Origin of the sequence: Alkalibacterium iburiense (genome assembly GCF_039521845.1) — a bacterium.
GTDB classification, from domain to species: Bacteria; Bacillota; Bacilli; order Lactobacillales; family Carnobacteriaceae_A; genus Alkalibacterium; species Alkalibacterium iburiense.
In genome coordinates, this window is sequence record NZ_BAAACW010000083.1 from 1 (window position 1) to 12,044 (window position 12,044).

General features: G+C 36.2%; 13 protein-coding genes. 7 read left to right on the forward strand and 6 right to left on the reverse strand.

Translation table 11 applies throughout. The features are described 5' to 3' along the window. Nucleotides 1-105: 105 nt before the first annotated feature. The 4 genes from phnE (at nucleotide 106) to gloA (ending at nucleotide 3,628) form a co-directional block, all read left to right on the forward strand. On the forward strand, nucleotides 106-912 hold the full coding sequence (gene phnE / locus ABDZ53_RS07200; protein ID WP_343755030.1) for a phosphonate ABC transporter, permease protein PhnE: 807 nt from the start codon (nucleotides 106-108) through the stop codon (nucleotides 910-912). A 216-nt stretch (nucleotides 913-1,128) separates the two neighbouring features. Beyond that, on the forward strand, nucleotides 1,129-2,115 hold the full coding sequence (locus ABDZ53_RS07205) for a polyprenyl synthetase family protein (protein WP_343755032.1): 987 nt from the start codon (nucleotides 1,129-1,131) through the stop codon (nucleotides 2,113-2,115). Nucleotides 2,116-2,128: 13 nt separating this feature from the next. Then, complete coding sequence (locus tag ABDZ53_RS07210; RefSeq protein WP_343755034.1) at nucleotides 2,129-3,037, forward strand: prenyltransferase; 909 nt, start codon at nucleotides 2,129-2,131, stop codon at nucleotides 3,035-3,037. A 210-nt stretch (nucleotides 3,038-3,247) separates the two neighbouring features. Further along, nucleotides 3,248-3,628 carry a lactoylglutathione lyase gene (gloA, locus tag ABDZ53_RS07215; protein WP_343755035.1) on the forward strand — a complete coding sequence of 127 codons (381 nt, stop codon included), beginning with the start codon at nucleotides 3,248-3,250 and terminating at the stop codon, nucleotides 3,626-3,628. A 127-nt stretch (nucleotides 3,629-3,755) separates the two neighbouring features. On the opposite strand, the gene ABDZ53_RS07220 is transcribed toward gloA, so the two are convergent. The 3 genes from ABDZ53_RS07220 to ABDZ53_RS07230 all read right to left on the reverse strand — a co-directional run bounded on the left by ABDZ53_RS07220 (nucleotide 3,756) and on the right by ABDZ53_RS07230 (nucleotide 6,596). Further along, nucleotides 3,756-4,742 (reverse strand): virulence RhuM family protein, encoded by a 987-nt coding sequence (locus ABDZ53_RS07220; RefSeq protein ID WP_343755037.1) that lies wholly within the window; start codon nucleotides 4,740-4,742, stop codon nucleotides 3,756-3,758. A 276-nt stretch (nucleotides 4,743-5,018) separates the two neighbouring features. Next, entirely contained in the window at nucleotides 5,019-5,510 is a 492-nt protein-coding gene (locus tag ABDZ53_RS07225) for a GNAT family N-acetyltransferase (protein WP_343755039.1), read from the reverse strand. Nucleotides 5,511-6,032: 522 nt separating this feature from the next. Continuing rightward, a complete protein-coding gene (locus ABDZ53_RS07230) occupies nucleotides 6,033-6,596 on the reverse strand; it encodes a TetR/AcrR family transcriptional regulator (protein WP_343755041.1) in 564 nt (187 codons plus the stop codon). 184 nt (nucleotides 6,597-6,780) lie between these two features. Here ABDZ53_RS07230 and ABDZ53_RS07235 point away from each other — a divergent pair, with 184 nt between their 5' ends. Genes ABDZ53_RS07235 through ABDZ53_RS07245 form a run of 3 tightly spaced genes read left to right on the forward strand, consistent with a single transcriptional unit; the run spans nucleotide 6,781 to nucleotide 10,192 of the window. Next, a complete protein-coding gene (locus ABDZ53_RS07235; protein WP_343755042.1) occupies nucleotides 6,781-7,719 on the forward strand; it encodes an ABC transporter ATP-binding protein in 939 nt (312 codons plus the stop codon). Further along, the gene (locus ABDZ53_RS07240; protein WP_343755044.1) at nucleotides 7,706-8,599 is read left to right on the forward strand and encodes an ABC transporter ATP-binding protein; all 894 of its coding nucleotides are present in this window, start codon (nucleotides 7,706-7,708) and stop codon (nucleotides 8,597-8,599) included. The genes ABDZ53_RS07235 and ABDZ53_RS07240 overlap by 14 nt, the downstream gene beginning before the upstream one ends. Further along, a complete protein-coding gene (locus ABDZ53_RS07245) occupies nucleotides 8,600-10,192 on the forward strand; it encodes an ABC transporter permease subunit (protein WP_343755046.1) in 1,593 nt (530 codons plus the stop codon). Nucleotides 10,193-10,267: 75 nt separating this feature from the next. Here ABDZ53_RS07245 and ABDZ53_RS07250 read toward each other — a convergent pair whose 3' ends face one another. The 3 genes from ABDZ53_RS07250 to ABDZ53_RS07260 are packed head-to-tail and all read right to left on the reverse strand — an operon-like array spanning nucleotide 10,268 to nucleotide 11,905. Next, the gene (locus tag ABDZ53_RS07250) at nucleotides 10,268-10,996 is read right to left on the reverse strand and encodes an anti-sigma-I factor RsgI family protein (RefSeq protein WP_343755048.1); all 729 of its coding nucleotides are present in this window, start codon (nucleotides 10,994-10,996) and stop codon (nucleotides 10,268-10,270) included. Then, on the reverse strand, nucleotides 10,989-11,480 hold the full coding sequence (locus ABDZ53_RS07255) for a sigma-70 family RNA polymerase sigma factor (protein ID WP_161878302.1): 492 nt from the start codon (nucleotides 11,478-11,480) through the stop codon (nucleotides 10,989-10,991). The genes ABDZ53_RS07250 and ABDZ53_RS07255 overlap by 8 nt, the downstream gene beginning before the upstream one ends. A gap of 26 nt (nucleotides 11,481-11,506) precedes the next feature. Beyond that, nucleotides 11,507-11,905 carry a hypothetical protein gene (locus ABDZ53_RS07260; RefSeq protein ID WP_343755052.1) on the reverse strand — a complete coding sequence of 133 codons (399 nt, stop codon included), beginning with the start codon at nucleotides 11,903-11,905 and terminating at the stop codon, nucleotides 11,507-11,509. Nucleotides 11,906-12,044: the final 139 nt, after the last annotated feature.

Genomic DNA, 12,044 nt, shown 5'->3' on the forward strand with positions numbered 1-12,044 from the left:
GGGAGGGGCAAGTGTTTTTTTGTTTTTCCTTGATATAACAACCATTGTAAGCAATTATTAAAAGAAAGTATTGACACTAACTAATCGTTTAAGGGGGTACTTAGAATGAAAAAGGATGAATCTTATATCTCGCTAACAGGACAAAAAAGCAGAGAAACCAAACAGTTAATCGCAGTCACTGTCCTTATTTTAGCTTTCTTCTACATTTCGGCCATTTGGAATCAAAATTGGCAAGTTCCAGGTAGTCGTGTATCACCCCTGACTATTTTATACCGTATGTTTATTGTTCCTTTTACTTCAGTTGAGTATTTTTCAGTATTTATGGGCCGAATGGGTCAAATGCTGGAGACAGTGGCCATCGCATACGCTGGTGGAATTGCAGCATCCATTATTGCGATTCCGATAGCCTTTTTAGCTTCCAGAAATATAGGAGGCCCGCTAAACTATGTAGGAAAAGCCATATTAAACGCGATTCGAGCCATTCCTTCCATTATTTTTGCCATATTATTTGTAGCTGCACTTGGCGTGGGCCCTTATCCTGGTGTGCTAGCTATCAGCATTAACTCAATTGGTATGATTGGTAAACTGTATGCGGAAGTCATTGAATCCATTGATATGAATATGGTCGATTCCATTCGATCCAGTGGAGGCAATCGAGTACAAGCCATTTGGTATGGTGTCTTGCCTCAAGTTTTACCTGAGTTTGCATCCTTCTCCATTTACCGCTTTGAAATAGATGTGCGTGCTTCGACCGTTTTAGGACTTGTAGGTGCCGGGGGGATCGGAGTTCCGTTAATGATTGCCCAGCAACAAAGAAACTGGGAAGACGTTGGGATTATTCTGATTATCATTATCCTCTTTGTGACATTAATTGATAAAGCAAGTGGGAAAATTAGAGCCAGGCTTGTTTAAACAGTTATCAGCTCAACTTAAAATAGAGAGTTTTACAAAAGTATTATCATTTTGTAAATACTCTCTATTTTTTATCTAAGAAAGTTTATCATTGTGAAATATTTTATTGTACGATTCAAGACTATTTCCTCTATACTTAGTAAACAGATATAGAAAATATACATAATAAATGAATGATATTAACCAATGTGTCACTGGTTAGTAAAGGAGAGACGTATGATTAAAACTCATCCCATGTGGAACACCTTCCCTAATATCCAGGCTCTTTTATTAGAATGCCTCGAACTGATTATAGAAAAAACAACCATTCATAATAAAGAGATCGAAGAAACGGTTCTTGAAATGATAAGAAACCAAGGAAAATTACTTAGACCTGCCTACTTTTTACTTTTTTCAAGATTAGGTCAGGCCGCTAAAGAGTCACATAATCAAATCATCTCTGCTGCTGCATCTACGGAGGTGCTTCATCTAGCCACTCTCATTCATGATGACATTATCGACGAGTCGAAAATGCGTCGTGGAATTGAAACCGTCCAATCGAAACACGGGAAAGATGTGGCTGTTTATACAGGAGATTTACTGATCTCAGTCTATTTTGAATTATTGGCGGATGCGACAGATTCTGTCGACATTATTCGGTTAAACACACAATCAATGAAACGTGTATTGATGGGTGAAATCAATCAAATGACCAATACTTACAATACAGCTATCACCTATGCAGACTATTTAAAAAGTATTAAAGGAAAGACAGCTCAACTCTTTGAATTAAGTTGCTACGAAGGGGCTTATTTTGGACAGTGTCCCCCTGAAGTTATAGAGAAAAGTCAATCCATTGGTCAAAACATCGGCATTGCTTTTCAAATGTTAGATGATATTCTGGATTACACTCAGACACCTGAAATATTATCTAAGCCTGTATTAAATGATGTGAAACAAGGGATCTATACCCTTCCGCTCATTTTAGGCATAGAGTCGGATGAGGCCTTTCTTCCTTTATTGAACAAGAAAGAAGACCTATCAGACAGCGACCTGACGGAACTTGTTTCTTTACTGCATGAGCATGAATGCATCGAACGTGCACGCGCCATTGCCAAACAATACAGTGATAAAGCTTTAGCAACCATTGAATCGCTCCCCAGTCATCCTGAAAAAAAGGCTTTATATGTACTGACTGAGAGCTTACTGACAAGAGAATTTTAAAAAGGAGATTAGTATGACAATCAAACAATATATCTTACTTGCTCAAATGGAATCAACTACCACCAGTTTTTTCCCTGCCTTTATTGGCATCTTGTATGCTTGGTACAATTATAATTCTTTTCGTTTAGGCTTTTCACTCTTAGGCCTGCTCACAGCCGTGCTTTTTCACTTGGCTGTCAATATCCGAGATAACTACTTGGATTATTACATTGCAGATAACAAAAATGCGGATTACGCCCAAGAAATGGTGGTGGGAAAAGAAAATATCCCTCTTAAAAATGTTAAATTAGCCTATATTATTTCAGGTGCTGTCGCTTTAGCCATCGGTTTGTTTTTAGTTACTCAAACCTCTCTTTTCCTGTTATTTGTCGGTTTTGGAGGGATGTTAATCGGGGCTCTTTATACTATGGGTCCTCGTCCTATATCAAGCACGCCAACGGGTGAATTCTTCGTCGGGCTGGCAATGGGCTTTGGCATCTTTACAGCCATGGTGTATATCAATGCGTTTGATGTCATTCAATTTGATTGGATTACTATTATCCAGATTATCGTGGCGTCCATTCCTACATCCATTACGGTGATGGCTATCTCTTTAGCCAATAATATTTGTGATTTAGAAGAAGATATTGAAGACAATCGTTTTACTCTTCCTTATCACATCGGCGTGGATAAATCCCTCATTGTCTACAAATACTTTTATTACGCGGGATATACTGCCATTATCTTATCTGTTGTTTTTGGAACATTCCCAAGACTTGTGGCGTTATCCTTATTAACCTTTCCATATGTCTTGAAAAACATCCGGATCTTCATGAACAAACAAGACAAAAAGACCACCTTTATGACGTCCATTATCAACTCAGCCGTCATTCCCGTCCCACTCATTATCACCTTCTTTATAGGTGCATGGCTGGATATCTAGATCATATTTTGACAAGACTTGTAGATCAATAAAATAAAAATAAAAATCAGTGATGAGCTCTGAAAGACACTTTCCTTCAGTCCTTATCACTGATTATTTTTATTCGTTGATACCCTCAAAGTGTGCCTATAATTAATTCCTTTAAATAACTGCTTGTAAGGCCGATTCATGCTAGAATGAATATAAGATATTATTTTGGAGGATGATAGTATGAACCAAGTACTTGTTGAAATTTGTTTACGTGTCAGAGATATTGATGCGACTTTAGACTTCTATACGAATCTATTCGATTTTGAAATCGCCAGCCGAAGAGAATTCCCAGAAAATAAATTTGATTTAATTTATCTGAATTCTCCTGGTTCTTCAGTGCAAATTGAACTTACTTACAATTACGATGCTGAGCCTTACGAAGTCGGAAATGGCTTCAGTCATTTAGGTGTCGCAGTCGATGATTTAGAAAAAATGCACGAGATCTGTAAAGCATCTGCCTATGAAACAGGTGAGCTAAGAGGTCTTTCAGGTGGTACCCCTAGCTATTTCTTTGTCACAGACCCAGATGGCTACCGCATTGAAGTCAAACGCGCTAAATAATTGATTAATTATATGAAAAGTAAGCCTATCGGTTGTGCCGATAGACTTACTTTTTTTATCCACTCATACCAACTGGTTAAAGAAAGAATAAACATACGTCCTATTATGATACTCATTATACCGTACTCTATTTTTTCAACTGATTTCTTTCAATAAACCGGTCAAAATCATCATTGGACTGTTGACTTAAGCGGTGTTTATTAAACTTTTCATACTCATTACTAGCTATTTCATCCGCTACCGCTTTAGAGACTTTGCCCGCATCTTTAAGAATTTCTCGATTATTAAATTGTAAAAATGCATCTAATCTTTCTGCCCAATCTTTCATATACATAGGCTGCTGTCTTTCAGCTTGATCTTCAGCATAATCTAAATACATCGTAACAATTCGATTAAGAGATTTTAGCTCTTTGTCAGATAAGTAGTTTTTAGCAACTGTCACATCATACTTACGTACTTTATCACCTTTCCATGAAGTAAGTCCCATGTTTTCATCCTCTGAATTTGCTCGCTTCGCAATGAGTTCTGCAGCAGTGTACCCATGTATAGCAAAATGGAGTTTATTTTGTACTTTAGCAAAAAAATCTTGTGTCACTTTTGCTGTTGCATCATAGTCTACAGAAGTAGCATAGATATCCGTTATTTTCTTATAAAACCGTTTCTCTGACGCCCGAATATCACGAATACGTTCAAGTAACTCATCAAAGTAATCCTCACCAAGGTTACGCATATCTTTTAAACGTTCGTCATCCATTGTAAAACCCTTGACCAGATATTCATTCAGCCGTTCGGTCGCCCACTGTCGAAATTGCGTTCCACGATGAGAACGTACTCGGTAACCGATTGCGAGAATCATTTCGAGGTTATAGTGTTTTGTTTTGTAGTTTTTGCCATCTTTCGCAGTTGTCAAGTAAAACTTGACAACTGAATCCTCATCTAATTCCTTTTCTTCAAAGATATTTTTGATGTGGAGACTTATATTCTGCTTAGTTGATTGAAACAATTCCGCTATTGCCTTTTGTGTCATCCAAACTGTATCACTTTCTAATCTAACATCTATTTTTGTGTTTCCGTCTTCTGTTTGGTAAATTAGGATATCTGTCTCGTTTTCCATCGTTTCCACTCCCTTTATTTACTTTTATACTCCATCTAATTATATCATTTAAATGATCTGTAAAGAATAGTAAACCGAACATTCATTCTTAACTAATCAATTCTAATCTTCACAACAAAACAAACCCCTTAAGCTCAGTTAAGAGTTATAAGGGGTCTCCATTTAATTTTTCTGTCCTAGGTTCAATTCTTATTTTCAATTGTGTAAGATGGATTCTCCATCAATAATTGAGTTGAAAATATACAAAGAAAAACCAACACTAAATAATTAAAGTGATTAGAGTTGGAACTCATACAGATTTTCAATTAGATTTTCTTCACTCATATTTTTTTGATGTTTTCCTACCAGATATCCACCATGTTTTTTATAGAATTTATTGGCGGGATTACTTTCAAAAACAGATAGCCCAACGACTTTATATTTTCGATTCTTGAGTTCCGTCAAAGCTTTTTCTAACAATTGAGTACCTATTCCACTTCCTTTCACGTCATAATTCACATGAATGGCTTGGATTTCTGCCTCCCACTTTGGACACTCCTTAATCCGATTCTCTCCTACTCCAACAAAACCTACTACTTTATTCTCTTGTACAGCAACGAAAATGTTGCCATTATTAATTGACTTATTTATGACCTTTGAAGTTTTGACAGGATCCATTCCATGTAGTACTTCTTCAGGAACTATACCTTTAAAATTTTTTTGCCAACTATCTACCATAATTGCAGCAATTTTTTTAGCATCTTTTTCTTTTGCCATTCGTATAATCATATTTCTCTCCTCACACACTATTCAAACTTAGGATTTAAATCTAACAAATACAGTAGAGTAACTTATTTGCTTTCAATATAATATTTATCTCTATTTATGATACGGTTCTCCGTATCACTTATCAATGATAATTTTCATCGGGTATAAAATTATGTTGAGTATTTTATTTTAGAAAAACTCCATACCCTTTTAATCATTGGATATAAAGCCACATATATCTTCATTCATTTGCTGTCTCCTTGCAATTTTAATCAGAAGTTGTTTCATCTGCAAAGGAGGCCATTAATTCTTTTGGTAATTGGATGAGCTGATTATTGGTGTAAAAATCTTGAACATTTTTTGGATTACTTAGTACATGGTAAAAGGCCATTTCTGCACGACTGAATCCCAGACTTTCATACTTTTTTCTAAATCCATGGCTTTTTTTGCTGAATGAATATATCAGATTCTGGTTAGTATTTAGTGAATTAAAGAAAAAAACAGAAATCTTTTCGATATAAATCTTCTGCCTCTATTTATTTTCTACTTCAATTTTTCTAACGTTCGTTTATATAACTTAATCATTTCTTCTGTACCAATTTTGTCTTTATTGTTCTTATACCAGTAAACAGATTGAATCGTTACACCCATAATGATTTGTCCTTTGTATTCAGTCACGAAAGGTTGAAGTTTATTCTTACTTTCTCCTCCATTTACATGCGTTCGCAACATTTTTTGGCCATACTCTTGAACGCTAGCCATCTCTAACATAATATCTGAATTCATTTGAATACTAAAGATAAGCTCTAAAACATTGTCTGATTCATTCAATAGTTGCTCAAATACTAAAACAAAAAAGTCGCCTTCTTTTTCATTTATATTTTGAAAGGCATAATCAAAAACAAGATTCATTTTATGTTTAATAAAAAACGTTAAAAAATCGTATTTATCCAAAAAATGTTGGTAAAAAGTTGGCCGCCGAATCATCGCTGCATCACAAATTTCAGTGACAGATATTTTCTCAAATTCTTTTTCATTTAATAATCCTTCAAAATTTTCAATTAAAGACTTGTAGGTTTTTTGAATTCTTAAGTCTAAATTCTCCATAACCATACTCTCCCTTTAAAGTTATTTTACATTTTCACATAATTTGTTTGTTAATTAACAGATGCAAAAAGATGTATCTTGTTCAAACTTTCAGATCTAGTATAATGCATAACATGACGTTTGTAAATAAACTTACTGATGTTATTTATCTATTACATGTATTTTAAATGAAAGAGGGAAAAAAATGCCAGTTATAGAAATGAAACACGTGACAAAAGATTATGGATACGGCCGTGGGATATTCGACGTTTCTTTTGAAATAAAAAAAGGGGAAGTTTTTGGATTCTTAGGGCCCAATGGTGCAGGTAAAACGACAACAATACGTCATCTCATGGGTTTTTCTAAACCTCATGAAGGTGAATTATCTATTAATGGTAAAGATTGTTGGAAAGCAGCAGCAATCATCAAATATGATGTTGGCTATTTGCCAGGTGAGTTAGCTTTCCCTAAAAATATGACAGGTGATCAATTCATTAAATTTATGGCGGAAGAAAGACAAATTACAGATATGACTCATACAGAAGAGCTTAAAAACATTTTTGAACTCGATACTTCAGAAGATATTAAAGAAATGAGTTTAGGAACTAAGAGAAAATTAGCCGTCGTGACGGCTTTCATGCATAATCCAAGCGTCTTAATTTTAGATGAACCAACGTCTGGACTAGATCCAGTGATGCAAGAACGTTTCATTCAATTTATTTTAAACGAGAAAGCGAACGGAAAAACCATTCTATTATCTAGTCATATTTTTAGTGAAGTCGATGCAACTTGTGACCGTATAGCCATCATAAAAGATGGTGTCGTTGTTTCAACGATCGAAGCGAATCAGTTAAAACAAAGTACAAATAAAGCATTTAAGATTGAATTTTCAAGCTTTCAAGACTACCAAACATTCTTGGAGGATACGAAATTTACCATCCCCATTAAAAGACCTGATCAAAATCAAGTCAAACTAAATCTGACCGATGAAAAAATGCAACAACTATTTATAGAGTTAAGTGGTGTCAAAGTGAACTTTATTTCAGAAATTAAGTTCACACTTGAAGATTACTTTATGGACTTTTATGACCGTAAGAAAACAGTCGCTGCTGGAGAGGAGAACTTGCAACATGGCTTACATTGAGATAGAACATTTAACGAAAGATTATGGAAAAGGTCGAGGAATATATGACGTCTCTTTAGAGATTGAAAAAGGCGAAGTCTATGGCTTCGTTGGTATTAATGGCGCAGGCAAGACCACAACCATTCGGCATATGATGGGTTTTATTAAACCAGATGAAGGAAATGTCAGTATTAAGGGACTTGACGCGACGAAGAGTAGTGCCGAAGTCAAACGCTATGTTTCTTATATCCCTGGGGAAATTAATTTCCCTGGAAATACAACGGGTGAAGAATTCCTTAAAGAACAAATTTATTTATCAGGAAGAGGGAATTGGGACCGCGCCAAAGAATTAATCGAGTTACTTCAATTAGATGCCACAGCTAATGTACATGCTATGAGTAAAGGGATGAAACAAAAGACTGCGATTGTTACAGCACTCGCTTCTGATGCAGATATTTTGATAATGGATGAACCAACTACGGGTTTAGATCCACTCATGCGAGACCTTTTCATTGAACTTTTGAAAGAAGAAAAAGAAAGAGGAAAAACGATTTTTATGTCCAGTCATATTTTTCAAGAAGTCGAAGAAATTTGTGATCGAGTCGCTGTTATACAAAAAGGTAAAATTATTGAAGTGGTCGATATGAAAAACATTCGTTACAACAAAAACAAAGAATATCGTATGGAATTTAAATCGGAAGAAGCTTTCAAACAATTTATCAGTTTAGGCTATCAAATCAATCGCGTGAAACCAGAAGATTTACAAGTCTTTGTGCAAGTCCATGACAATCAGATTAACGAACTCATTCAAAGTCTAAAAGCATTTGACTTGGTTTATTTCAAAGAAATTAAAGTGCATTTTGAAGATTACATTACTGAAGTATTCAAGGAGGATGTATAAATGTTATCAAAACCAATCTTAAAACAAAGTATTCAAGCTAATTGGAAGCTCTGGTTGATTATCACCATCGTTGCTTCGACCATTTTGTCTGGCTTCATCATTAGTTATGATGCAGCAGGCTATGCATCTATCGCAGCAGCGGCAGAAGGTACAGCCTTCTCAAATATCTTATCCACATTGACAAGTCTTTTAGGAAGTTTAGAGAACTTCTATAAATTAATTGCGGTCATCTTAGGGATTGTCTATGTCGTATTCACGGCCAATAATCTAGTCGTTAATGAAGTTGATTCTGGTTCACTGGCTTATACTTTGTCGACTCCGATTAAACGATCCAGTGTCATTCTTACAAAATCTCTTTACCTCATCCTATCCGTTACATTAATGTACCTTATCATTTCATTAGCCGGATTAGGGGCTTCCCAACTACAATACAACAACGTCACCGGTTATCCGATTACAGATGATGTTAAAGCTGCAGCGGAAACATTAAATCAAGAAGAACGATACTTATCAGAGCGTTTATATTTAATTCAAGAAGATGAATACGCCATGCGCGAAGCAGCAGTCGCTCGTGATATGGATACAGAAGCTTACGCTATTTACTTAGAAGATCTGATTCGTAACCGTTCATACAAAGAAGCTGCAGAAATTATTACAGATGAACGTTGGGATATTTATGAAGACGATGATGATATGGAAGATAGCGACATCGAAATAACAACAGAAGAATTACTGGAACAACCTGAAATGCTTCTAACAAGTAATGACGCTTTGGCTGCTGGTGCCCGTATCTATGGTATCTCTATTAATGATTATCGCAAGCTGGTCATGAGTGAAATAGACGCGCTTGAAGTAGCGGAGGTTGAGAACACAGAGCCTGTCGAAGAAGAAACTCCGGAAATTGAACCCGTAGAAACGGAAGAAAATCAGGAAGAAACCGATGAAACCAATGAAAATGAAGAATCAGAGGAAGTTGAAGAACCTGTTGTTGTTCAAGACACGGTAGCATCTACTCCACAAAGAGAGGTTTCTGAAGACAATGCCGAGCTATTACTACAAACAGTGATTGACTCATCTGCGACTGCTTTAGATATCAATAGTGAGCAAGTAAGAGATAACTTAACGTTCATTAAAGATCCTACTGCATTAGCATTATCTACACAAACAACCGGTTTAAATACAGATCAAATCATTATGATGGCAAATCATGCGATGGTTTCTTCTGCTAGATCAGTCGATCGGGCTCTAGAATTTGACGTAGAAACTTATTTTTGGTTAAGTCTAGGTCTACTACTATTAATCTTGGCAATGAGCTCAATCTCATTCTTTGCATCAACCCTATTTAACCGTACAGGCCTAGCCTTAGCCGTCGGTGGAGGAATTCCATTTGCTTTCTTCCTCATTACCATGATTCAACAATTAATGGATAGTGCGAATGGTCTTGAATATATGACAATTACAACTCTATTTGATACAGATGCCATACTATCGAGCGGAGAATTTGGTTGGGGTCTAGTGGCTTTAGGAGCGATAGCCTTTGTACTATACACCGCCTCGAATATTCTCTTTACAAAGAAAGATCTACCTCTTTAAAAACTGTAGCAAAACATTTCAATGAAATCATAACCATCTGCTTATTCAATCAACGAATAGGCAGATGGTTATTTTTTATCTGGACCGATTCATATGCCCACCGTTCATCCCACCACCTGGCCTATGCATATGGCCTCCGCGCATCATTTCTTGATGATGTCTGTCAAAAGCCTCCATTAATTCTTGAGTGGATTCAGTTTCTATATCAGTGGTGTTATACTCTTCACCTGATTCTTGCAATTCATGCATGGCGTGCATGCGTCCCATGGACATTTCATTTTCTCGTGCTTTCTTCATGATTTCTTCTGAAGATTGGTAGATATGCATATTTCGCATCATTTCCTGGTGCGTGGTTAGATTCGCAACCATTTCTCTAGTCGCAGCTTCATTGCGGCTTGCGACGGTTACATAAACATCTTCCGCATCCGCATCACTTAAGATTTCATCCATAACTTCTTCGAAACCCTTGTTTTGAATAGCCATTTCTTCCGAAGTTGGTTCACCATTTTCATCATAGCTAATCACTTCAACGACACGATTAAATCGATTAAAGTATACTTCTACAGAAGAAGTACTGTTAATTGAGACAGCTGATACAGGTTGCAGATAAACAAATAAGCTGCTAAATGCAAAGACAAATACAAACGCTAGGGCCAATCCGATATTTCTCTTTCTTGAATTTTTTACAATCGGTGGCTTCTCATTTTGCGTACGCATATATAGAATGACAGCATCCTCTGTATGTTGCATCAAATCTTTTTCAGCGGTCACGCGATTAAAAGCATCTTTGATTTTTCTATTCATGGTAATCATCTCCTAACGCTGCCTTCAATAAATCTCTGCCCCTAGTCAACCGTGTATAAACAGTATTGACATTCTTGTTCAAGATTTCTGCTATCTCAACTGCTGTATATTCTTCATAATAAAATAAATAAATTATTTCACGATACTTTTTCGAAAGAGCAAGTACCGCTTCAAGAACTTCACGATGCTCTGTTGGAACTGTGGCTGTTTGTTGGTTAATTAGGACGCTTTGACGAGTCGGGAAAATATTTCTTTTGTAAAAACTCTTTAAAAAGTCCTTACATTCATTTATTGTCACCCGAATAATCCAAGCTTTTTCATGCTCCAAGGACTCAAACTGTGGAGAACGGGTGGCATATTTGATAAACACGTTCTGAAAAATATCCTCAGTATCCGTTGGGTTTTTCAAATAAACCATGCACACTCGTCTCACCGTATCCCCATATAACTGAATCGCATGTGTCACTTCTTTTTCACTTCTCATCATTAACCACCAGCTAAACATTTATTTTATCGACGAACACCACAACCATGTCGTGAAAGGTTCGCTCTTCTTGGCCCCATCATACCATAGCCATCAAATGAACGATCGTTGTATCTGTCTTGGCTTTCGTTTCTTCTGTCTCGCCATTCCTCTCGCTCTTCCTCCGTTAAATTACCCCATTCTAGATGAAATCTTTCCATTTCACGAAAATGATCTTCGAAGCTATCGTCATTGAAATTATTATCTCGTTCATCTAAAACCTCATGCATTCTATATTCATTTGGTCCTCTCATTGGATAGCTTTCTTCTACTCGATAGACTGATTCATCTGAGGGCATCGATTCGAAACTCCTTGCACCTAACACTGTTTTCCCACCAGTCATCAACAAAGCCCCTGCAGCTAATACCATTAATCTTAATTTCATTTAAATAACCCCTTCTCTATATCGTATTTTTCGGTCTTCACTAGTAATACGAATCAAAAAGAGGAATCCTTTTGTTTATGGCAATATAAAAGTAGATAGTATTGCAACGAAAATCTTAGAAGCTTGAACAAACAAAAAA